The sequence below is a fragment of the Streptomyces sp. NPDC029159 genome (genome assembly GCF_055564055.1).
Window position 1 is genome coordinate 68996 of sequence record NZ_JBVHWT010000006.1, and the last position, 22062, is coordinate 91057.

A 22062-nucleotide genomic window follows, 5' to 3' on the forward strand; every position below is an offset into this window, starting at 1 on the left:
AATCGGCGGTGGGGTGGCGGTCAGACAGCGCTGGTGCCGCGTTCCTTCCATACCAGGTACGTGTCGTCGATGAGCAGCAGATCGATCACCTCGTCCTGCAGCGGGTCCAGCGCGTCGCGGTGCGAGCCCACGATCGGCTCCTCGTGCTTGTTGAACGAGGTGTTGACCAGCGCGGCCTGGCCGGAGCGCCGGTGCCAGGCGATCAGCAGATCGTGCAGGAAGGCGTCGTCCTCACCGCGGACGATCTGGGGGCGGGCGGTGTTGTCCACGTGGACGACTGCGGGAGAGGTCTTGGCGAAGTTCTCGTGGCAGTTGTAGGTGACGGTCATGAAGCGGGCCGACGGCTGGTCCGGGCTCCAGTCCACGTAGCAGTCCGGCGCCAGTTCCTCCGCGGTGATCGGGGCGAAGGGCATGAACTCGGTGCGGTTGAGCCGCTTGTTGAGCCAGTCGTTCATCGCCGGGTCGTGGGTGCCGTAGATGACGCTGCGGTGGCCCAGCGCCCGCGGCCCGAACTCCATACGCCCGCGGAAGAGTCCGATCACCCGGTCCTTCGCCAGGGCGTCGACCACTTCCTCCAAGAGCCCCTCGGAGACCCGGCGGGCACGCAGCTCCGGGTAGTCCTTGAGGATCTCTTCCAGCTGTCCCTCGGAGACGGTCGCGTCCGGTCCCAGCGCCATGGTGGGCACGCGGTGCCGGCGTCCGCTTTCCCGGTACTCCACCACCGCGGCGGCCTGGAGCGGCAGTCCGCCGTCACCCATCGGGGGCAGAACGTAGAGGTTCTGCACGCCCTTCGTCTCGAAGATGCGCTGGTTGAGTTTCACGTTCGCAAAGACGCCGCCGGACAGGCAGACGTTTCCGCTGGAGACGGTGTCGATGTGCCGTGCGACGACGGCGGTGAGGATGTTTTCGACGTGCTGCTGGGCGGCCGCGGCGACGTCGGCGGCTTCATGCTTCTTGATTTCCGCGAGAAGGACGTCGGAGTATCCGTCGTAGGAGGGCTGGTAGTAGTCTCCGCAGAATGCGCGGATCCGGCCTTCCTCATCGACGTCGATCATCTTCCGCATCAGCGGGAGAAGCTTCTCCGGGTTTCCCCTGGAAGCCAGACCGGTGATTTTCCCCTCGTGCCGGTTGGGCTTGAAGCCGAGGAGCTTGGTGATTCGCCCGTAGAAATAGCCGAGGCTGTCCACCGAGGTCTCCCGCTGCAGCACCTCCTCGCCCTCGCCCGAGCAACGGGTGACGGTGAGGGACTGGAAGTCGCCGCGCCCGTCGCAGGTGACCACGAGCGCCTCGTCGAACGGTGAGCACAGGTAGGCGCCCAGACCGTGGGACTCGTGGTGATCGACGTACACAGCCTTCGCGCGCAGTCCGTGCCGCTCGACGAAGGCGTCGAACTCGCCCCGCTTCTCCTTGTCGTTGCGTATCTCGTCGGAAATACGCTTACGCAGGTGAGGTAACGTCCGGGGGCTGCGCTGCGCCTCCTCCGCCACGCGGTCGACGTACAGCAGGAGGTGCTTGTCGGCATTCAGGCCGGCGCACCATCCGTAGGCGACCCGGTCCACGTCCTCGAGCGACGCGCCCGATTCCCGGAGTACGTAGTCGATGGCCTGTTCCGGCCAGGTCTTGTGGTCTTTGATCCGCGAGAAACGCTCTTCGCTCACCGCGGCGACGATTTCCCCGTCGCGCACCACGCAGGCACCGGAAGAATCGTTATTGGTGATACCCAGAACGAGCATGCGGACCTCCTCACCGGCAACCCGAAAAGGCGCCGTCCGTTAGCTTCTGAAAATCGAACAAGCACCTGGAAGCTAACAGTCCGTTCGCCCCACAGGCAATGAAGCGCCCCTTTGTTCAAGCCAGGCCATTTTTGAACCCCAGGCGTCCAAATCTTTAAGGCGCGGCGCGCACCACGACGCCCCTCCGCAACCCAAACGATTTTGGACATAACGTTTCGCGATCTTTCCCACTGCTACTTGCCCCGATGTCCGACTTGTCGCCCATCAGGGTGCGGCTGCCGGGTGAAAGCCCTTATTTACCTGCCACTGACCGTGACCGACCGGAAACGATCTCTGAGGTATCGACGACGCAACGCCCGCACCTCGGCCACCACCGACACGGACGCCGACGGGACCTGTCCGGCCGCGACGCCTCGCAGCAGGTCAGCCGCACCCGCAACGGACCTTCGACAGCCCCTGCTCGACCACCCGTGCGTGAGCCGGTACGTATGTGGACACGTAGACGGCAGGTAGAGGTGCGCCGCGATGCAGGGAGAGGAAGCGCATGGACAGGGAAATGCTCCGCAGGGACACCCCGGGCACCGGGAACCGGATTCATCTCAACAACGCGGGTGCGGGTCTGCTGTCGCGGCGGACACTGGAGGCGGTGGTCTCCCATCTGGAATTGGAGGCCGCGATCGGCGGATACGAGGCCGCACGGCAGGAGTGGGATCGCATCGACGCCACTTACGGGCACCTTGCCCGGTTGGTGGGTGGCCAACCGGAAGAGGTCGCACTGTTCGACAACTCCACCCATGCCTGGAATGCCGCGTTCTACTCCATGGCGTTCAAGCCGGGCGACCGCATCCTCACCGGACGGGCCGAGTACGGCAGCAACGTCCTTGCCTACCTCCAGACGGCGCAGCGCACCGGAGCGGAGGTGGTGGTCGTCCCCGACGACGAGTACGGGCAGCTCGACACCGTCGCCCTGGCGCATCTGATCGACGAACGCACCAGGCTGGTCGGCGTCACCCATGTCCCCACCAGCGGTGGACTGGTCAATCCGGTCGCCGAGATCGGTCGTATCGCCCGTGACGCCGGCGTTCCCTTCCTCCTTGACGCCACCCAGTCCGTGGGGCAATTTCCCGTGAATGTCGACGAACTGGGCTGCGACATGCTCACCGCCACCGGCCGCAAGTTTCTGCGCGGTCCGCGGGGCACGGGATTTCTGTGGGTGCGGTCCGAGGCGCTCTCCTTCCTGGAGCCGCATGTGGTGGAGGTCGCCGCGGCGACCTGGGACGGGCATCGCGGATTTTCCTGGCACGACGGTGCACGGCGTTTCGGGACGTGGGAGGCGAGTTACGCGAACGTCCTGGGGCTGAGTGCCGCTGCCGAGCAGGCGTGGGACCTGGGGATGGACGAGATCGGCCGACGCGCCTTCGCCCTTGGTGCCCGGCTGCGCGGCGGGCTGGCGGCCGTGCCCGGTGTCACCACCCACGATCTCGGCCGGCAGCGGTGTGCCATCGTCACGTGCAGCGTCGACGGGATGGCCGCGGACGATGCCGCGGACGCGCTGGCCGAGCGCGGTATCAACGTGAGCGTCACCGATCCGGTGCAGACCCAGTTCGACACCGAGGAACGGAACGTCCATCCGCTGGTGCGGCTCTCGCCGCATTACTACAACACCGAGGAGGAGATCGACCGCGCTGTCGAGGTGGTCGCCGAACTCGCCTCGGCCCGCTGATCACTTGTGCCGTCTCCTCCCGGACCGTGCGCGGCGCCGCGGTGTGCCAGGGACAGCCGCGGCTGATCGCCGTGCCCGCGGGCTACGGTCGCCCGGTATGCGCTGACCGGGCGGGCGTCGTCCTGGCCGCCGGCCTGTGGTCCGCTCCCCCGGAGCAACCCGATGTCCCGTCCCCCGGCACAGGTCAAGCATGATGGTGCCCCGCAGCTGTCCCGTCCGGCACCGGAGTGGTTGTCATGAGCCTGTCCAGAGCGGGGAGTTGGCGTGCGAAGAATGACCGGGATCAGAGAGGAACGCCGATGAGCGACGTCCCCGCCAAGGGTGGACACAGTAGTAGGCGCGGTGAGCGGGCGCCGGTGGGGCGCCGGGCGTTCATGGGGTATGTGCTGGCCGGAGCGACGCTTGCCGTTGCCGCCGATCTCCGGCTGGGTACGCCCGCGCAGGCCGCGGTGGTGTCGGCGCCGCAGATTCCGGAGCTGTACGACCTGGAGGATCTGCAGACGGACGCGGCACTGCCGACCTCCGCGTTGATCAAGATCGTGCTGAGCGAGGACGGTACGGCGTCGTTCGAGCTTCCGCGGATGGAGGTCGGGCAGGGGATCACCACGTCGATCGCGATGGTCATCGCCGAGGAGCTCGATCTGCCGGTCGACAAGGTGCGGGTGACATTGGCGCCGGCGCGGCCGGAGCTGTTGCTGAACCAGATGACCGGCGGGTCGAACAGCATGGTCTCGATGTTCACGCCGGTGCGGGTCGCCGCGGCCATCGCGCGGAAGGCGCTGCTGGAGGCGGCGGCGATCGAGCTGGGTGCGGCGGTGACGCGGCTGACGGCGAAGGCCGGGGTGATATCGGCGCCTGACGGTACGTCACTGTCGTACGGTTCACTGGCGTCGAAGGCCGCCAGCCGCAAGGTGAAGGCGGTGAAGACCGAGCTGAAGCCGGCGTCGGGGTACGCGGTGATCGGCAAGCCGCACGGCCGGGACGACGCGCGGCTCGCGGTGACCGGGCAGAAGAAATATGTGATGGACCTTCAGGTTCCGGATGCGCTGCCGACGATGGTGTGCCGGGCGCCGACGCTCAACGGGGCGCCCACGTCGGTCCGGAACAAGGCGGCGGTGCTGGCCATGCCGGGCGTGACGGACGTGGCGCTGGTCGACACCGGGGTCGCGGTGCGTGCGGCCACGTTCGGGCAGTGCATCGATGCGGTGCGGGCGCTGGATGTGGAGTGGGCGGCGGGCTCGGTGGAGGACGAGTCCGACGCCACGGTGCTGGCGCGGCTGCGGAAGGCGGAGCTGCCGTTGGCGGTTCCCAAGATTCCGGCGCCGGCCAAGACGGTCGAGGCAAACTTCACGTTCATGTTCCGCAGCAGTGCGGCGCTGGAGCCGAACTGCGCGATCGCCGATGTGCGGGCGGACCGGGCGACGGTGTGGGCGGGGCTGAAGTCGCCGATCGTCGCGCAGGGGGACATCGCCAAGGCCGTCGGGTTGCCGATGGGCGCGGTGAAGGTGCATGTGGTCACCGGAGGCGGATCGTTCGGGCACAAGCTCTTCGCGGATGCCGCCATCGAGGCGGCCAAGGTGTCCAAGGCGATGGGCAAGCCCGTCAAGCTGATGTGGCACCGCGCGGACGAGCCGCGGCAGGGCCGGGTGCATCCGATGGCGACGTCGCGGATCCGCGCGACCCATCTGGGCGGGCAGGTTTTGTCGTTCGAGCAGCGGCACACGAGTGTGGTCACCGACTTCAGCCACGGGCTCGGAGAGATGATCACCGCGACGGTCGACCGACTGCCCGGCGGGCTGGGCGGTCTGGCGTTCTCCGAGACCATCTTCACCCTCACCCAGGAACTCCCCTACCACTTCGGTCTCGTCACCCAGCTGCTGAGCGAGGCCGACGGGCGGTTCAACACGGGGAGCATGCGCAACATCTACTCACCGGACGTGGCGTGCGCCAATGAACTGGTCATCGATCAGCTCGCGGCCAAGATGGGCAAGGACCCGCTGGAGTTCCGTCTCGCGTTCCTGAAGAAGGAGCGGGTCAAGGCGGCGTTGAAGAAGGTTGCCGAGGTGGGGCGTTGGGGCAGGGCGATGCCCGCCGGGATGGCGCAGGGCATCGCGGTCCACAGCGAGTACAAGGGTGCTACCGCGGTGCTCGTGGAGATCGACTGCCGGCCCGAGACGGTGAACCGGAAGATCCGCGACGCGGTGACCGGTCCGCGGGTGACCAAAGCGGTGATCGCGGTGGACGCCGGGCTGGTGATCAACCCCAAGGGCCTGGAGGCCCAGATGATGGGTGGCGTCTCGGACGGTATCGCCCTCGCCCTCACCAGCAGCCTGCACCTGCGCGACGGGCACTTCCTCGAAGCCAGCTGGGACAACTACTTCTACACCCGCCAGTGGAACACGCCCCCCGCATTCGAGTGCCTCGTGATGCCGTCGGACGCCAAGCAGCCCGGCGGCGCGGGGGAAGCGGGGGTGGCCGCGTCCGTGGCGGCGGTCGCCTGCGCGTACGCCCGCGCGACGGGGACGGTGCCCACGCGGTTCCCCATCAACCACGGCACGGTGTCCTTCGACGTCAAGCCGTTCGTCCCGCCCGTTCCGGCATCGCCGACCGACGGCCTCAGCCACACCTACTGAGGACGCCGCACATGCCCTCCACCCACACCCTCACCCTCCAGGACCGCGTATGAGCACCCACACCTTCATCCTCAACGGCAAGCCCGTCAGCGTCGACGTCGACGACAATGTCCGGCTGCTGTGGGTCCTGCGCGACGTCCTCGGCGTCACCGGCCCGAAATACGGCTGCGGCATCAACGTCTGCAAAGCCTGTACGTCCCATTTCAACGGCAAGGCGTTCAACCCCTGCTCGGTGCAGGTCAAGGACGTGAAGGCGGACGACGAGATCACCACGATCGAGGGCCTGGCCGACACCGTGGACACGGATCTGCATCCCATGCAGGAAGCCTGGATCGAGTACGACGTCGCGCAGTGCGGTTACTGCCAGCCGGGGCAGATCATGGCGGCGGTGGCCAAGGTCAAGCAGGCCCGGGCCGCCGGCCACGAGATCGGCGACGCGGACCTCGACGAGATCCGCAACATCTGCCGCTGCGGTACCTACCACCGCATACGAGAAGCGGTCAAGGCGGGGGCGGCGCATATGTGACCCGCCGCTGATCGTCCGCAGCCCCGTGAGTTCCCCGGATCGCACGGGGCTGCGTGAGGCAGGCCCTCGGAGAGCGCACGGAGGCGCTGCCGCCGGGGTGGCGCGGTAACTGCCTTGCCGGAGAACTCTCCGGTCTGGAAGGCTGTTTCGGCCGAGCAAAAAGGAACGTTCGTCAGAAGGGACGGCCTTGGACTGGCCGGCGTACATGGCCTACGGGGCAGCAGGGGGCGCCATCGTGGAAGCCGTGGTCTTCTACGGCCGGGTCTCCACCTGGCAAGCTGCGCGCCACCGTGTTCTGACCAAGGGCAGGGGGCGGCTGCCCCCGCTGCGACGCTATATCGACCTTCCCTCGGATCTTCTGGCCGCGGCGACCCGCCTGCTCCTCGGGGCGGCGGCCGGATGGCTGTTCCACTCCCAGATCACCGGTGTGTACGCGGCAGTCGCCGTGGGGGCTTCCGCTCCGGCGATGCTGAGGCAGGTCGGCGCCGCGAGGAGTGTCAGGGGCCTCGTCGAGGGCCCCTCGTCGGGCGAGTTGGTCGAACGACGGCAAGCAGGCGGGGGCGTAGCCGGTGACGTGGCGGCGCCGTCGCACGGGACAGCTCTCGGTCTGGAGAGCGCGAACGGGCAGTGGGAGGAGGGCAGCGGATGAAAGCCCCTCTGCTGCATCGGTACCGCGCTTCGCTGCTGGCGACGGACCTCGCCGATCACCGGCCTGCGGCAGAGCGGGCCGACGCGTCCGCCCACCCGCTGTGGCGCCGCTATGTCGCCTCGCTTCTGGACATCCCACTCCCCCCCACGATGCCCGCCACGCCGTCGGACAGCCGCAGCGCTGCGCCCATGGCCGACTCGCGCCGGTCGGCCGAGGCGCGCGCGCGGGAGGCCGAGTTGGCGTCGGTGGTGGTGCGTCCCCCTCTCCCCGTCCCGGGTGCTGCCGCGCGGCGTCTCGTCCTGAGTGCTGCCGCGCGGCGTCCTCGTCGTACCGGAGCGCGCGTACTGGTCGCGGCTGCCGCTCTGTGCGCGGCAGCGGTGGCCACGGTGGTGACGCTGCCGTACACCTCGTCGGCGCCCACGCCTCCGGTCGGCACGGTCGCGCCTTCGGTCTCCTCCACCCCGCACACACCGGACGGATACCGGCGGGTGCACGATCCGGCGGGCTTCACCTTGGACGTTCCACTGGGCTGGAGGCGGGCGCAGAGGGCCGATGGGGTCTTCTACTCGTCCCCCGGAGACAAGAACCTCATCCAGATCTTCCGCATCACCGAACCGGAAACGACGCCCTACGAATCGTTGCGGACCGCCGACGAAGGTGTCTCGGGGAATCCTGGATACAAGCGCATCCACCTCACGAAGATCAGCTCCGGAAGCGCTGCCTCCGCGGAACTCGAATACACCTACGACAGCGCGAAATTCGGCCCACGACGCGTCCTCGACCGCGTCCTCACCGGCGATGACGGCGTTCTGTACGCCGTCCTGCTGGCCGACCCGGCCGACCAACGGCTGGAGCAGCGGCAGCGGCAAGAGGTCGTCCTGGGGTCCTTCTCCCCCACGAGGTGATCGGCTCGGCGAGGCTGCCGGGAGGGGCGAGGCGGTAGCGGAGCAGCCGGGCGGGCGCGTTGCGCGAGGCCGTTCAGGGGTGGAGGGCTTCGTGCAGTGCGCGTACCTGGTCGGTGAGGTTGCGTTCGCTGATGCGGGCCTGGGGGAAGAGGAGGTCGAAGCCGTGGACGGCGCCGGGGACCTGGACGAATTCGGTGGTGACGCCGGCGGCGGACAGCCGGGCGGCGTAGGCGCGGCCTTCGTCGCGGAGCGGGTCGATCTCTGCCACGGCGATGTAGGCGGGCGGCAGTCCGCCGAGGTCGGCGGCGTGGATCGGGGAGGCGTACGGGGCGGTGCGGCTGTCCTTCGCGTAATGCCGCACGGCCAGTTCCAGCGCGTCCCGGTCGAGGACCGGGGTGTCGGTGAACTCCTGTGCCGAGGCGGAGGTCAGGCCCGCGTCGACGCCCGGGTAGGTCAGGGACTGGAAGAGCAGACGCGGGCCTGCCTGGTCGCGGGCGCGCAGTGCGGTGGCGGCGGCGATGTTCCCGCCGGCGCTGCCGCCGGCCACCGCGATGCGTGCCGGGTCGCCGCCGAGTGCGGCGGGGTTGGCGTCGATCCAGGTCAGGGCGGCGTACGCATCGTCGGCTGCGGCCGGATAGGGGTGTTCGGGGGCGAGGCGGTAGTCGACGGAGACGACGACGGCCCGGGCGTCGCGGGCGTAGCGCAGGGAGCGTCCCTCTTCGGCCTCGGGGGACCCGTACGTGTAGGCGCCGCCGTGCACGTAGAGGATCATCGGCAGCTCTTCGGGGGTGTCGGGTCGGTAGACGCGCAGCCGTAGTTGTCCGCCGGGGCCGGGGATGTGCAGGTTCCGTACCGTGACGCGGTCGTCGACGGGGATTGCGGGGTGTGCGCGCAGCAGTGCGTAGCGCTGGGGGTCGGCGAGGACGGCGGCCAGGCCGTGGACGGGGAAGACGCCGGTGTCGGCGGTGTCGAGCAGGGTCTGGATCTCGGGATCGACTGCGGGGACGGGCATGGCTGAGGCCACCTTCCGTTCGGGGACCGGGTGTTGTCCGGTGCCGGTGTGGGGAACCGACCTCAGTCTCTGCTGATCATGGACGGCGCTGAAGTGGCCCGAGGGCCACTGTCTGCAACTATTGGGCCATGACAGTCGCGACACCTCACCACGTGGCCGTTCTCGCCCTCGCCCCGGTGGTGGCCTTCGACCTCAGCATCCCGGCCCAGCTGCTGGCCGGGGTCGAAACCCGCGCGGGACACCCGGCGTACGAGGTACGCACCCTCACCCCGGACGGCTCGCCGGTGCCGACGGTGAACGGGTACGGCATCACTCCCCAGGGCGATCTGTCCCTGTTGGAGCACGCCGACACGGTGATCGTCGCGGGGACCCGCTGCCCGGAGGTGATCGAGGACGGCGTGGTGGACCCGCGGGTCGCGGCGGCGTTGCGGGCCGCCCGCCAGCGCGCCCGGCTGGTGTCCCTGTGCACCGGCTCGTTCGTCCTCGCGGCCGCGGGCCTGCTGGAGGGCGGCCGGGCCGCGACCCACTGGCGCTACGCGCAGCAGTTCAGGCGGCTCTTCCCCACGGTCGACCTCGACACCCACCCGCTGTACGTCGCCGATCGCGGGATCCTGACCTCGGCCGGCGGCGCGGCCGCCCTCGACCTGTGCCTGCACCTGATCCGGGAGGACCACGGCAGTTCCGTGGCGAACCGCGTGGCCCGGTACCACGTGGTCGCGCCGCTGCGGGACGGCGGGCAGGCGCAGTACGTCGAACGCCCGGTCCGGGAGGACGCGGGGACCTCGACGGCCGCCGCGCGGACACTGATGACGGAACACCTGGACCGGCGCCTGTCCCTCAAGGACCTCGCGGCGCACTGCCACATGAGCGTACGGACGTTCACCCGGCGGTTCCGGCAGGAGACCGGCCTCTCCCCCGCCGCCTGGCTCACCTCGGCGCGGCTGGAGCACGCCCGCCACCTGCTGGAGTCGACCGAGCTGCCCGTGGACGACATCGCGGCCAGAACCGGCCTGGGCAGCGGAACGAACCTGCGGCAGCACATGCGGGAGGCCCTGGACACCACCCCGTCCGCCTACCGCAAGACCTTCCGCGCCTCGCCCGCCGCGCGCATGTCGTAGATCCGGGCGAGGCGGGGAGCGGTGCGGCGGCGGCGCGTCGCACACCAGCGGTCGATCCCGGCGGACACACCGGCACTTCGGTCGTGGCACTCGCCACCGTGCGGACCCGTCGCCGCCGTCAGCGGGCTGCTCGGGCGAGCAATCGGCCCCCGTCCCGACCCCAACAGCCGGGACGGGGGCCGCCCGGAACTTACAGAGAGCTCGAATTCCCGTAGTGCCCTGGCGAAGTCGGCCGGTAGTGCAGGGCGAGGCCGGCGTACTTGTCCGGTGCAGTGGCGCCGTGTGTGTCGGTTTCGGTGACTCGGGCGCGACGGCCGTGCAGCAGGAAAGCCGCGATCTTGGCCAGCGGTCCGGAGCGGATCTTCATTGCGTTACCCCCTGTTGGCTGTACATCGACAGTAGCAGCGTGCCTCCCGTCGGCGGAGCCAACGGCTCTGCCTGCCTGACCGTCCCAGGAGGCCCTGGTGTGACCGCGGTCGTCCTGCGCACCGGCTCCTCCAAGAACAGCGCCGACGGCCCGGCCCGGTTCGGCCTGGCAACGCAGGAGGACACGTCCCGCACCTACCGGCAGGGGCACGTCACCGGCACCGGCGAACAGGGCCACTCCCCCGCCGCGGTGTCCGCGACCGGGAACGACGGGCGCCCGTGTCTCGGGCCACCCGTTCACGCGCCGTCGCCCGCGAGACGTAAGTGAAGCGTTGCCGGAACGTCAGCGGGCCCGGAAACAGTGGTGTCCACACCGCGGGAACGACACGGAGAAGTCCCGCAGCCGACCACAGGGGACCTGAAAAATGCGTACTTCCCGCATCCGCGCCACCGTCCTGGCGACCGCCACCGCCGCCCTCGCCCTGAGCCTGACCGCCTGCGGCGGCAACGACGGCGCGAAGAGCGACGACGCCGCCGGGCAGAGCCAGTCCCAGTCCGCGTCGGGTGCGGACGCCAAGGGCTCCTCGGCCAAGACCGACGGCACGGACGGCAAGGGGCAGACGGAGTCGGCGTCGGGCGGTACGGGGGCCTCCGCGGGCGAGGGCGGCGCGGGGGCGGGCGTCGAGGAGTGCGTCGGCGACGAGCTGCTGGTCACCGCCGAGCACCGGCTCGCCGATCAGCAGGGTGACCACCTGCTGCTCACCGCGGTGAACAAGAGCGACAAGCCGTGCCTGATCACCTCGTACCCGTCCGTCAAGATCAACGGTGAGGGCACCACGCTGCCGCTCTCGAAGAAGGCGGAGGGCGGCCACCAGCAGATCGCGATGCGGCCCGGCGGCAAGGTCTACAGCGCGGTCAACCTCTTCGACTACCGCAAGGACAACCGGACCGGCACCGGCCTCTCCGTCGCGCTGCGCGGCCGGAACGGCCAGGAGAAGCCCGCCTACTCCGTCGATGTCAAGGGCGAGAAGCCGCAGTTCACCTACAACGAGGCCGATGTCCTGAACTGGAACGCCAAGAAGCCCTACGACTTCTGACCTCCGGCACCCGGCCTCCGCCGACGGCGGGGGCCGAAACCGCCCTGGCCGGGATCGGCTCGGCCCAGGGCGGCGATCGCAGGCCAGGCGTACTGGCACTGCCGGGCCGATCCCGCTGTGATGGGCGTATGACGGAGCGCTGCGCCCCCTGGTGGGCCGACCTGCCACCGGCGACCGGAGCCGCGGTGATGGCCACCGGCACCCTCTCGGCCGGGCTCCACCTGACCGGATTCACCGTGCTCTCCCTGGTGGCATTCGGCCTGGCCGGCGCCCTGTGGCTGTTCCTCGCGCTGGGGTTCGCGGTGCTGTTCCGGAGGCATCGGGGCCACTGGCGGGGGAAAGCCGGTACGCCGCCCGCACTCACCGCCGTCGCCGCCACGACGGTGCTCGGGGTGCGCTGCGCGCTCCTGGGCGCGGTCCCGCTCGCCGTCGCGTTGCTGCTGCTCGCCGCTGTGCTGTGGCCGGGGCTGCTCGCGTCGGTGCTGCGGCGGCTGCCGCGGCGGGTGCCGGGCGCGATGTTCCTGATCTGCGTCGCCACCCAGGGGCTGGCGGTGCTGGCCGCCGTGCTCACGCCGGCGGTCGGCGGCTGGCTCGCCCGGCCGGCGCTGGCGGCCTTCGCGCTGGGGCTCGTGCTGTACGCGGTGGTGCTGGTCCGCTTCGATCTGCGCCAGGTGGTGACAGGTGCGGGCGACCACTGGATCGCGGGCGGCGCCATGGCGATCTCGGCGCTCGCCGGGTCCCAACTCCTCGCGTCCGGCGCATGGTCGGGCGGCGCGGCGGCGGCGCTGCGAACGACGGACTTCGTCCTGCTCGCGCTCGCCCTGGCCTGGTACGCGGTGCTGCTGTGCGGCGAGCTCGTCCGGCCGCGTCCGGTGTACGACGTCCGCCGCTGGTCCACGGTCTTCCCCCTCGCCATGACCGCGGTGGCCGCCCTCTCCACCGCGACCGCGGCCGCCGTTCCGTGGCTGGGCGCCCTCGGTCACGTCCTGCTGTGGATCGCCGTGGCCGCCTGGCTGCCGACCGCGTACGGCCTGGCCCGCACCCTTCCCCGACCGCGATCACGCGCCGGGCGGCGGTCGCAGCCCCGACATGAGCCGTAGCGGGACGGAGCGGTGGGGCTCACAGGTGTCCGGAGTGAACCGCATCGGTTTTCCGATCGTCCTCGTGGCAGACAGCGGACCTGGCAGCATCGGCGTGTCGGGGCCCGGAGCCCTCGGACACGGCGGGCCGACCGGTCCGCGTACCGACCCGAACGACGTGGGAGTTCTCGTGGTGCACCGTCATGACAGCAGTGAATCGCTGATCGATCCGGCCTACACCGGACGGCTGGGAAGCGTGCAGGTCCCGAAGAACAGGATGCCCGACCAGGAGGCGGCGCCCGAGGCGGTCTACCGGATGATCCATGACGAGCTGCTGCTGGACGGCAGTTCGCGGCTGAACATGGCGACGTTCGTGACGACGTGGATGGACCCCGAGGCCGAGAAGCTGATGGCCGAGACGTTCGACAAGAACATGATCGACAAGGACGAATATCCGCAGACCGCGGAGATCGAGCGGCGCTGCGTCAACATCGTCGCGGAGCTGTTCCACGCGCCCACGCAGGGCGATGCGGTCGGTGTCTCCACCCTCGGCTCCTCCGAGGCGGTCATGCTCGGCGGTCTCGCCATGAAGTGGAAGTGGCGCGCCCGCCGCCGGGCGGCCGGTCTCCCCACGGACCGTCCGAACCTGGTGATGGGCTCCAACGTCCAGGTGGTGTGGGAGAAGTTCTGCCGCTACTGGGACGTCGAGCCCCGCTATGTGCCGGTGGCCACCGACCGGTTCACCGTCGACGCGGACGAGACCATGTCCTTCGTGGACGAGAACACGATCGGTGTGGTGCCGATCCTGGGCACCACCCACACCGGCGAGTTCGAGCCGATCAAGGCCATCCATGACAAGGTCGTGGCCTACAACGCCGAGCACGGCACCGACATCGCCCTCCATGTCGACGCCGCCTCGGGCGGATTCGTCGCGCCGTTCCTCCACCCCGACCTGGAGTGGGACTTCCGCCTCCCGCAGGTGAAGTCGATCAACGTTTCCGGCCACAAGTACGGCCTCACCTACCCGGGCATAGGCTTCGTCGTCTGGCGTGCGGCCGAGGAGCTGCCCGAGGACCTGATCTTCCATGTGAACTACCTGGGCGGTGACATGCCCACCTTCACCCTCAACTTCTCCCGCCCCGGGAACCAGGTCGTCGGCCAGTACTACAACTTCGTCCGCCTCGGGCGGGAGGGCTACACCAAGGTCATGACCGGGCTGCGGAACACCGCGCACTTCCTCGCCGACGGCATCGCGAAACTGGGCGTCTTCGACGTGATCAGTGACGGCACGGACATCCCCGTCGTGTCGTTCAAGCTCAACGACGCGAGCCGGTTCACGGTCTTCCATGTCTCCGACGAACTGCGCCGCCACGGCTGGCAGGTGCCCGCCTACACCATGCCGCCGAACGCCGAGGAGATCTCCGTCCTGCGCATCGTGGTCCGCGAGGGCTTCGGCCGCGACCTCGCGGAGTCCCTCCTGACCGCCCTCGGCGACGCCGTCGACCGGCTCACCACCACCCCGCCCGCCCACGAGGCCGGATCCGGCTTCGCCCACACCTGACCGTCCCGGCTCGCCCCGGGCCGGCCACTTCGGCAGGTCGACGGCCCCGGCCGGTCGGCGCGGTGCGGCCGGCCCGGGGCCTGCGAGGACGGCCTCGCCACAAGCCACGGCGCGCATATGCCGACCGCGGCCACGACGTCGACAAGTGCCGCCGCATGCGGTGGAAGCGCGGCATCAAGTGTGGGGGCGGAGCCGGTCGTCGAGTGCGGCGCCGACGTCGGGGCAGTTCTTCCGGATGGTGTCGAGGAAGGCGCGCAGCACCGGGGAGTGATCGCGGGCCGCGAAGGACAGGACGAGATCGGGCAGGGGCGTGCGCGGGGTCACTTCGCAGAACCGCACTCCCGGACGCGGGACCGCTCTCATGCGGGACGGCCCCAGGCCGACGCCCACACCCGAGGCGGCGAGGCCGATGATCGTGTGCACGTCCCTCGCGACGGTCGCGCCGCCGAGAGCCGATGCGTCCGCACCCAGCAGGGTGCGCAGCCCGGCGACCACAGCGGGCTCGTCCTCGCCGGCCGACACGATCAGCGGCTGTCGCCGCAACTGGTCGGCGCTTACCGAGTGTTGACCCGCGTACGGGTGCGCCGTACTCACCACGGCGATCACGTGGTCGCGTCCTACGGGGACGGACACGAGATGCTCGGCTCCGGCACCCCGTGGCGGGCCGAGGGTGAAGGCCACGTCCAGCTCCCCGGCGACGAGAGCTGGGCTGCTGCGGCTGGTCGCCATCTCGTGCAGTTCCAGTCTCACATCGGGCCGTTCACGGCCGAACCGGCTCAGGACGCCCGGCAGCGGGTCGAGCAGTGCCGAGGCGATGAAGCCGAGGCGCAGACGTCCCGTCTCGCCGCGCGCGGCCCGGCCCGCGTCGACCGTGGCCGCCGCGATCTCGTCGAGCGCCCGGCGTGCCCGCGCGAGGAACGCCTCACCGGCGGCGGTCGGGAACACCCCCTGACGGGTGCGGTCGAACAGCCGGGCCCCGACCTCGCGTTCCAGGTCGGCGATCTGCTTGGACAGCGGCGGCTGCGCGATGCCCAGCGCGCCGGCCGCCCGGCCGAAGTGTTCGTGCTCGGCGAGAGCAACCGCGTACCGCAGGTGTCGCGCTTCCATGACCCGCTCTCCGTCCCATCGATCCCATCGGTAGCCGACAAGACCTCAAAGATATCGCCATGCCACTTACCAGATCTATGTATGGATGGCGCTGTGGTTCCTGTCTGAGATGGAGCCATGAAGAACGTCTCTCTGACCGACACCGTCTTCGTTTTCGTGCACGGCGCCTGGCACAGCTCCGGACAGTGGGCGGCGACGCAGCGCGCGCTGGCCGGAACGGGCGCCGCGAGCGTGGCCGTCGACCTGCCGGGGCACGGCTTCGACGCCCCCCTGCCCACCGGATACCTGCTGCCCGGCCAGCCGGGCCTGCTGACCGAGAAGTCACGGCTCGCCTCCCTGACGATGGACGACTGCGCCGAGGCGGTACTGAGCGTCCTGCGCCGGGTGCGTCACCATCGCACCGTCGTGCTCGTCGCGCACAGCGCGGGCGGCGGTCCCGCGTCCCTGGCCGCGGAGCGGGCGCCCGAGCTGGTGGACCGGATCGTCTACCTGTCCGCGTTCGTGCCGGGCGGGCGGCCGCGGTTCTTCGACTACCTGGGCTCACCCGAGAACGCCACCGCGCTGGGCCAAAACCTGAACCTCGGCGACCCCGAAGCCCTGGGCGCCGTACGGATCAATCCGCTCTCACCGGATCCCGCCTACCTCGACGAACTGCGGGAAACCCACTACCACGACACCCCGCTGGACCGCTTCGACCGGTGGCGGTCCGCGCTGAGCCCCGATCTGCCCCTGGCGATCCCGACGGCTCCGGTCACCCTGACCGCGGCACGGTGGGGACGCATTCCCCGAACGTTCCTGCGCTGCGCCGAGGACCGGGCGCTGGCACCGGCCGCGCAGGACCTGATGATCGCGGAAGCCGACCGGGCCTTCCCCGGCAACCCGTTCACCGTGCTTACCCTGCCCGGCAGCCACAGCCCGTTCGCAGCCCGGCCGGGCGAGCTCGCCGCGGCCCTCGCCTCGTGAGCCGGCATCGGCCCGTGCAGGGTTCCCCGTCCCTGAGCGCGGGACGGCTCGCGGCCGGTGGCGGCGGGCGGCTCGTACTGCCGGTCGTGCTGAGCGCGACATTCGTGCAGCTGCTCAATGTCACCGTCGCGCAGATCGCCGCCCCGGCGATCCGGGCGGATCTGGGTGCCGGATCGGGTGCCGTGCAGCTGATACTGGCCGGGTACACGCTGACCTACGCCTGCTTGCTCATCACGGCCGCGCGCCTCGGCGACCGGTACGGCTACCGCCGGCTGTTCGTGCTGGGCACCGTCGTCTTCATGGCCGGTTCGGTGGCCGCCGCGGGTGCCCCCGATGCCACGTTCCTCATCGCGGCCCGGCTGGTCCAGGGCGCGGGCAGCGGCCTGGTCGCCCCGCAGGTTCTGTCGATCATCCAGATCGCCGTCCCCGCTGACCGGCGCCCACGGGCTCTCGGCCTGTTCGGTGCCACGATGGGAGTGGCGTCGCTGGCCGGGCCGCTGATCGGCGGACTCCTCGTCGGCGCCGACCTCTTCGGGCTCGGCTGGCGCTCGGTGTTCCTGGTCACGGTGCCGGTGGCGCTCGTCTCGCTCGTGGGCGCGACCGTACTGCCTCCCGCGCGGGGCGCGGCCGGACAGCGCGTGGACGGGGTGGGCGTGCTGCTGACCGCCGTGGGCTTCGGTGCGCTGGTGCTGCCGCTCGCGCTGGGAGGGGAATTCGGCTGGCCCTGGTGGACATGGGCCACTCTGGCCGTTTCCGCGGCCGTTCTCGGCTGCTTCGCCCTGACTCTCCCGCACCGGCCGGATCCCCTGGTGCATCCGTCGCTGTTCCGCGACCGGAGGGCGCGTGCGGGGGTGCTGCTGGTGTTCGTGTTCAACTCCGGGGTGCCGTCCTTCACCTATCTGCTGTTCCTGCATCTGCAGTCGGCCATCGGGTATCCCGCCCTCACGGCCGCGCTGACGTCGGCTCCCTTCGCGGCCGCGGCCGTGCTGGGCAGCCGTGGCGCACCCGCGCTGGCCCGCCGACACGGGTCGGCCGTGCTCACGGTCTCGGCGCTGGTATTGGCGGGGACGGCCCTGGCTCTCGCGCCGCTCATCGGCACGGCGGCCGGACGCTGGGCGGCGTTGCCGGTCCTGGCTCTCGGCGGCGCCGCGTTCGGCTCGTTCACCGCCTCGGTGTTCGCTCTGGTGCTGACGAGGGTGGACGGCTCCGCGGCCGGTTCCGTGTCCGGGCTGTTGCCCACGGCTCAGCAGTTGGGCGGGTCGATCGGGGTGGCTGCGGCGGGGCTCGTCTACTTCGCACCCGCCGCCGGCCCGGGCGCCGCGTTTGGGCACGCCATGCTCTACGAGGCCGCCGTCTTCACCGTCACCGCGCTGATCAGCCTTCGGATGCGCGAACGGAACCGGCCGGCCGCGCCACGGGCAGCTGCGGCGCGTACTGCGGGGACGCTCGGAACACCTGGAACATGAGCCCGGCGAAGCGCCGGGATGCGAGGCAGCAGGCTCGTACCCCGACGCCGAGCCGGCCTGCGGCCTCATCTGCCTCCGCCGTCTGCGCACCTCATTCTGGAGTGATTCAGTTAGCCCTGTGGTGTGCGCCGCTGCCGCCGTTCTGCGTCCGGTGGAGCGGTGCTTCTGTTCCGGTGCCCGGTGGGGACAGGGCACGGGGACGGAACCGGTTCACCGGCTGAGGAGGCGGCGTAGCCAGCGGACCCGGGCCTCGCGGGCGTCACGGGCGACGGCGGTGCCGGGTGCGATCTGGTCGAAGCCGTGGAATCCGCCCGACCAGATGTGGAGTTCGGCGTCGCCTCCGGCTTGCCAGATACGGGTGGCGTAGGCGACGGCTTCGTCGCGGTAGGTCTCGGCGGCGCCGGCATCGAGGTAGGCCGGCGGCAGACCGGACAGGTCGGTGGCGCGGGCGGGTGCCGCGTACGGCGGGACCAGGTCGGTGCCGCGGGCCTCGCCGAGCAGCGACTCCCAGCCGACCTGGTTGGCGTGCCGGTCCCACACGCCGTGGCCGGCCATCTGCCGGGCGGAGGGGGTGTTGTTGCGGTCGTCGAGCATGGGACACATGGCCAGTTGGCCGGCGAGGCGCGGTCCGCCCCGGTCACGTGCCATGAGCGCGACGGCCGCGGCCAGCCCGCCGCCCGCGCTGCCGCCCGCCACCACGGTCCGTTCCGGGTCACCGCCGATCTCCGCGGCATGCCGGGCCACCCACACCAGGCCCGCGTAGCAGTCCTCGACGCCCGCCGGGTACGGGTGCTCGGGAGCCGTACGGTAGTCGGCGGAGACCACGACGAGCCCGAGGGGTGCGGCCCACTCGCGCAGGATGCCGGGCAGGCCGGTGCGGCCGGTCCCGCTGATCATGCCGCCGCCGTGCAGGTGGTAGATGACGGGTGCGCCGTCGGGCAGTCCCGCCGGGCGGGCGATCAGCAGCGGGACCTCCGGCGCTCCGGCGGGTCCGGGCACCGCACGCTCCACCACCTCGAACCTCCCGCCGTCGCGCAGTTCCTCCGGTGTGGGATCGGAAGCGGTCTCGGCGAGGTGCGCGCGCCACCGCGGTACGTCCGCGGGTGACGACGGTTCGGCGGCGCGCAGCGCGCCCAGCCCGTCCAGGACGATCGCTGCTTCCGGGTCGAACGGCACAGGATCGGGCCGGTCTTCCTGATCCGCCGGAGCCGCGGGAGTTGCGGGGGTCCGTTGCGGGTCGTCGTCCGGCACGGGGCGAGTGTTCATGGGTTCCTTTCCGGACGGGTACGGGCTGGGGGCCGACAGGTGTCGGGGGCGGGGCGCCACCGAGTTCCAGCTCACCAGGTGACCGGCAGTTCGTGGACGCCGTAGACGATCATGTCGTGTTTGAAGCGGATGTCCTCGTCCGGGAGCGTGGTGCGCAGTCCGGGGAAGCGGCGCAACAGGGCCGGGTAGGCGAGTTGGAGTTCCTTGCGGGCCAGGTTCTGCCCCAGGCACTGATGGACGCCGTAGCCGAACGCGAGGTGCCTGCGGACGTCCGGCCGGTCGATGTCGAACCGGTCGGGGTCGCGGAAGACGGCCGCGTCGCGGTTGCCGGAGGCGTTCGGCACGAGCACGCCCTCGCCCGCGCGGATGAGCCGGCCTGCGATCTCGACGTCTTCCGTCGCGACCCGGGAGAGCCCGTTCTGGGTGAGGGACACGTAGCGCAGCAGTTCCTCGACGGCCGACGCCACCCGGGCGGGATCGTCGCTGTCCCGGACGACGGCAAGTTGGTCGGGGTTGCGCAGCAGCACCAACGTCCCGAGGGCAAGCTGATTGGCGGTGGTCTCGTGCCCCGCGATCAGCAACGTCATCGCGATGTCGACGAGGAGCGCGGGGGTGAGTTCGCCGGTGCGCAGGCGGGTGTCGACGAGGGAGCTGAGCAGGTCGTCGGCCGGGGCGTCGGCCTTGCGGCGGATCAGGTGGCCGAGGAAGTCGGCGAGTTCGGTGCGGGCGGCGGTGAATTCCTGCGCGGTGCTCTCCCGGGAGACCATCGTGCCGGCCGCGCGCTGGAAGAGGGCATGGTCCTGCCGGGGGACGCCGAGCAGTTCGCTGATGACCAGGGAAGGCATGGGCAGTGCGAAGGCTTCGACCAGGTCGGTCGGCGGCCCGGCGGTCTGCATCCGGTCCAGCAGGTCATCGATGATCTGCACCAGACGCGGAGTCATCGCGGTGACCTGTTTGACGGTGAAGCGCCCGATGAGCATGCGGCGTTGACGCGCATGTTCCGGATCGTCCTGCATGCTCAGGGCCTGCGCCTCCCGGTGGCCCCGGGGTGCGAAGCCCTCGGTCGGTGCGGGAAAGCCGGGCCTGCTCGGGTCGGCGCTGAAGCGCGGGTCAGCCAGGACGGCGCGCTGGTCCTCGTAACGGGTGACGAGCCAGGGGGTCTGGCCGTCCCAGATCCGCACCCGGACGAGCGGGGCCTGCGCGCGCAGGGTGGCGAGGTGCGGCGGTGGGTCGAAGGGGCAGCCGGGTGCACGGTCGAAAGGGAAGTCGGGAATCGAGGTCTGTGGCATCGGCGTCTCTCCTCATGATCAAAGCGTGCTGGGGAAGCGGCCCTGGCGGGGCTCGTGGTGGACCGCAGCAGGCGGGCAGGCGGGGCGCCTCCGGAAGCCGGAGCCGACCAGGGCGGGCCCGCACGGGGAGCAACAGGTTCGGAGGCTGAGGCTGCGCGGCGCGGATGGTCCGGTACCGCTCAGCGCGTGGGCCGCCGGTACCCGCGCCCTTCGTCGCCCGGCGCCGGGCACGGAGAGGGTCGGTGCCCAGGGTGCGGAGGGAAGGGAACGGCTTCCACGGGAAGACCGGTGACCACGCTCACGGCCCGGAGAGAGGGACAGTACGGCGCGAAGGCATCCGTGCCTGGAAAACGCGGTACAGCACGCTCACCCCACAGGGTGAACATGTCTCCGGGAACGCCGCCTGCGAAGCGGCTACAGTCTGTCAACCTCGATGATCACGCGGGCATGCTAGCACTGCTCGCGCAGCGCCCATCCGCCGTCGGCGCCGATGGCGATGACGGCCCAGGTCAGCACATCAGGGGGCCGGGTGCGCCGCGACATCCGGTCGGAGGAACCGGAAGAACTTGCGGCACGGATCGGGCTCCGGTTCGTGCGTCGGCCGGCCCCCTCCGCTGCGGCAGTGCGCCGAGATCCGGACCATATCCGGACCGGAACACCGACACCGACTTCATCCTCCGGTATTCGCCGGTCGAGTCCGTGTGAGCGGTGCACCTCCGGCAGATCGGGACCCCGCTCGCGGGCGAAAGCCGGAGCATCCGGTGCGCCGGCCTCCATAGAGCGACATAGTTGCCGAACTCTCTTCATGTGCAGCGGAATTGAAGGGTGTGAGAGCGGCCGGTTGCCGACTTGTGGCGGTGGATTCCTGCGTGGTGGCCTTACCGCTTGCAAGGCAACTGATGCTTGAGGAGGCGAACAAGGCTCATGATCAATCGAATTGTCGCGGTGGCGGCTCTGGTCCCGGCCGTGCTGGGCGCTACGGCCGGGAGCGTTCCGGCGCAGGCCGCACCGGAGACGACGACGGCGGTCGTCACGCTCACCTACGACGCCAGTGGGGCCGGGAAGTGGGCGGATGCGATCAAGAAGGCCGCGGAGAATTGGAATGCCGCGGAGCACAATGTGCATTTGCAGCCCGCGACTTCGGCCGGTTCGGCGGACTTCGTCTACAAGGCGACCAGCGGCTGGCCCCAGTCGACGTTGGGGCCGGTGTTTCCGGGCGGCAGCGGTGAAGTGCAGCTGGGCGAGGAAGCGGTGACCGAGGGCTACGACCTCGCCCGGGTCGCGACGCACGAGACCGGGCACATCCTCGGGCTGCCCGACGACTACGACGGTCCGTGCTCGGAGATCATGTCCGGCCACGGCCCGGGCCCCTCGTGCACCAACGACAAGCCGGATGCCACCGAGGCGGCGCAGGTCGACCAGAACTACGCCCGCGGCGCCTCGGCAGCGCGCCTGAAGGGCCGTCATGTGGTGGTGGACATCTGGCGCGACGCCCCGGCTTTCGCCACCTCGCGCTGATCGGCCACCGCGCAGCGGTGCAGGTGGAGGCGGTGTGCCGGCCGTCCGGGT

Annotated in this window: 18 protein-coding genes; 13 read left to right on the forward strand and 5 right to left on the reverse strand. The window is 70.5% G+C overall.

Annotated features, from left to right (window positions below; all coding sequences use genetic code 11):
• Positions 1-20: 20 nt before the first annotated feature.
• Positions 21-1733, reverse strand: coding sequence for a carbamoyltransferase family protein (locus ACZ4U4_RS14650; RefSeq protein WP_467873304.1), 1713 nt, complete (start codon positions 1731-1733; stop codon positions 21-23).
• A 544-nt stretch (positions 1734-2277) separates the two neighbouring features.
• Between ACZ4U4_RS14650 and ACZ4U4_RS14655 the strand changes: the two genes are divergently transcribed.
• The 5 genes from ACZ4U4_RS14655 (at position 2278) to ACZ4U4_RS14675 (ending at position 8169) form a co-directional block, all read left to right on the forward strand.
• Positions 2278-3456, forward strand: coding sequence for an aminotransferase class V-fold PLP-dependent enzyme (locus ACZ4U4_RS14655; protein ID WP_467873307.1), 1179 nt, complete (start codon positions 2278-2280; stop codon positions 3454-3456).
• Between the two features lie 299 nt (positions 3457-3755).
• A complete protein-coding gene (locus ACZ4U4_RS14660) occupies positions 3756-6089 on the forward strand; it encodes a molybdopterin cofactor-binding domain-containing protein (RefSeq protein ID WP_467873310.1) in 2334 nt (777 codons plus the stop codon).
• A gap of 49 nt (positions 6090-6138) precedes the next feature.
• Positions 6139-6615, forward strand: coding sequence for a (2Fe-2S)-binding protein (locus ACZ4U4_RS14665; protein WP_467873312.1), 477 nt, complete (start codon positions 6139-6141; stop codon positions 6613-6615).
• Between the two features lie 235 nt (positions 6616-6850).
• Positions 6851-7264: a hypothetical protein gene (locus ACZ4U4_RS14670; protein ID WP_467873315.1), complete on the forward strand. Its 414-nt coding sequence runs from the start codon at positions 6851-6853 to the stop codon at positions 7262-7264.
• Entirely contained in the window at positions 7261-8169 is a 909-nt protein-coding gene (locus ACZ4U4_RS14675) for a hypothetical protein (protein WP_467873317.1), read from the forward strand. Before ACZ4U4_RS14670 ends, ACZ4U4_RS14675 begins: the two co-directional genes overlap by 4 nt.
• Positions 8170-8242: 73 nt before the next feature.
• Here ACZ4U4_RS14675 and ACZ4U4_RS14680 read toward each other — a convergent pair whose 3' ends face one another.
• Positions 8243-9181: an alpha/beta hydrolase gene (locus ACZ4U4_RS14680; protein ID WP_467873319.1), complete on the reverse strand. Its 939-nt coding sequence runs from the start codon at positions 9179-9181 to the stop codon at positions 8243-8245.
• Positions 9182-9309: 128 nt separating this feature from the next.
• On the opposite strand from ACZ4U4_RS14680, the gene ACZ4U4_RS14685 reads away from it, so the two are divergent.
• From ACZ4U4_RS14685 to ACZ4U4_RS14705, 5 genes are all read left to right on the forward strand, one after another.
• Positions 9310-10299, forward strand: coding sequence for a GlxA family transcriptional regulator (locus ACZ4U4_RS14685; protein ID WP_467873322.1), 990 nt, complete (start codon positions 9310-9312; stop codon positions 10297-10299).
• Between the two features lie 466 nt (positions 10300-10765).
• Positions 10766-10993 (forward strand): hypothetical protein, encoded by a 228-nt coding sequence (locus ACZ4U4_RS14690; protein WP_467873325.1) that lies wholly within the window; start codon positions 10766-10768, stop codon positions 10991-10993.
• A 97-nt stretch (positions 10994-11090) separates the two neighbouring features.
• Positions 11091-11762, forward strand: coding sequence for a DUF4232 domain-containing protein (locus ACZ4U4_RS14695; RefSeq protein ID WP_467873328.1), 672 nt, complete (start codon positions 11091-11093; stop codon positions 11760-11762).
• A 128-nt stretch (positions 11763-11890) separates the two neighbouring features.
• A complete protein-coding gene (locus ACZ4U4_RS14700; protein WP_467873331.1) occupies positions 11891-12862 on the forward strand; it encodes a tellurite resistance/C4-dicarboxylate transporter family protein in 972 nt (323 codons plus the stop codon).
• Positions 12863-13031: 169 nt separating this feature from the next.
• Complete coding sequence (locus ACZ4U4_RS14705) at positions 13032-14402, forward strand: glutamate decarboxylase (RefSeq protein ID WP_467873334.1); 1371 nt, start codon at positions 13032-13034, stop codon at positions 14400-14402.
• A 174-nt stretch (positions 14403-14576) separates the two neighbouring features.
• Here ACZ4U4_RS14705 and ACZ4U4_RS14710 read toward each other — a convergent pair whose 3' ends face one another.
• Complete coding sequence (locus ACZ4U4_RS14710; RefSeq protein ID WP_467873337.1) at positions 14577-15509, reverse strand: LysR family transcriptional regulator; 933 nt, start codon at positions 15507-15509, stop codon at positions 14577-14579.
• 117 nt (positions 15510-15626) lie between these two features.
• Here ACZ4U4_RS14710 and ACZ4U4_RS14715 point away from each other — a divergent pair, with 117 nt between their 5' ends.
• Positions 15627-16472 carry an alpha/beta hydrolase gene (locus tag ACZ4U4_RS14715; RefSeq protein WP_467873340.1) on the forward strand — a complete coding sequence of 282 codons (846 nt, stop codon included), beginning with the start codon at positions 15627-15629 and terminating at the stop codon, positions 16470-16472.
• A gap of 14 nt (positions 16473-16486) precedes the next feature.
• A complete protein-coding gene (locus ACZ4U4_RS14720; RefSeq protein WP_467873343.1) occupies positions 16487-17938 on the forward strand; it encodes an MFS transporter in 1452 nt (483 codons plus the stop codon).
• 210 nt (positions 17939-18148) lie between these two features.
• On the opposite strand, the gene ACZ4U4_RS14725 is transcribed toward ACZ4U4_RS14720, so the two are convergent.
• The gene (locus tag ACZ4U4_RS14725) at positions 18149-19114 is read right to left on the reverse strand and encodes an alpha/beta hydrolase (protein ID WP_467873849.1); all 966 of its coding nucleotides are present in this window, start codon (positions 19112-19114) and stop codon (positions 18149-18151) included.
• Positions 19115-19275: 161 nt separating this feature from the next.
• Positions 19276-20493 carry a cytochrome P450 gene (locus ACZ4U4_RS14730; protein ID WP_467873346.1) on the reverse strand — a complete coding sequence of 406 codons (1218 nt, stop codon included), beginning with the start codon at positions 20491-20493 and terminating at the stop codon, positions 19276-19278.
• A gap of 924 nt (positions 20494-21417) precedes the next feature.
• Between ACZ4U4_RS14730 and ACZ4U4_RS14735 the strand changes: the two genes are divergently transcribed.
• Positions 21418-22011 (forward strand): snapalysin family zinc-dependent metalloprotease, encoded by a 594-nt coding sequence (locus ACZ4U4_RS14735; protein WP_467873349.1) that lies wholly within the window; start codon positions 21418-21420, stop codon positions 22009-22011.
• Positions 22012-22062 lie beyond the last annotated feature (51 nt).

Coding starts and splice junctions, on each gene's coding strand:
- ACZ4U4_RS14695 (WP_467873328.1), top strand. CDS start 11,091: ATGCGTACTTCCCGCATCCGCGCCACCGTCCTGGCGACCGCCACCGCC.
- ACZ4U4_RS14685 (WP_467873322.1), top strand. CDS start 9,310: ATGACAGTCGCGACACCTCACCACGTGGCCGTTCTCGCCCTCGCCCCG.
- ACZ4U4_RS14680 (WP_467873319.1), bottom strand. CDS start 9,181: ATGCCCGTCCCCGCAGTCGATCCCGAGATCCAGACCCTGCTCGACACC.
- ACZ4U4_RS14665 (WP_467873312.1), top strand. CDS start 6,139: ATGAGCACCCACACCTTCATCCTCAACGGCAAGCCCGTCAGCGTCGAC.
- ACZ4U4_RS14650 (WP_467873304.1), bottom strand. CDS start 1,733: ATGCTCGTTCTGGGTATCACCAATAACGATTCTTCCGGTGCCTGCGTG.
- ACZ4U4_RS14660 (WP_467873310.1), top strand. CDS start 3,756: ATGAGCGACGTCCCCGCCAAGGGTGGACACAGTAGTAGGCGCGGTGAG.
- ACZ4U4_RS14700 (WP_467873331.1), top strand. CDS start 11,891: ATGACGGAGCGCTGCGCCCCCTGGTGGGCCGACCTGCCACCGGCGACC.
- ACZ4U4_RS14730 (WP_467873346.1), bottom strand. CDS start 20,493: ATGCCACAGACCTCGATTCCCGACTTCCCTTTCGACCGTGCACCCGGC.
- ACZ4U4_RS14675 (WP_467873317.1), top strand. CDS start 7,261: ATGAAAGCCCCTCTGCTGCATCGGTACCGCGCTTCGCTGCTGGCGACG.
- ACZ4U4_RS14735 (WP_467873349.1), top strand. CDS start 21,418: ATGATCAATCGAATTGTCGCGGTGGCGGCTCTGGTCCCGGCCGTGCTG.
- ACZ4U4_RS14710 (WP_467873337.1), bottom strand. CDS start 15,509: ATGGAAGCGCGACACCTGCGGTACGCGGTTGCTCTCGCCGAGCACGAA.
- ACZ4U4_RS14715 (WP_467873340.1), top strand. CDS start 15,627: ATGAAGAACGTCTCTCTGACCGACACCGTCTTCGTTTTCGTGCACGGC.
- ACZ4U4_RS14655 (WP_467873307.1), top strand. CDS start 2,278: ATGGACAGGGAAATGCTCCGCAGGGACACCCCGGGCACCGGGAACCGG.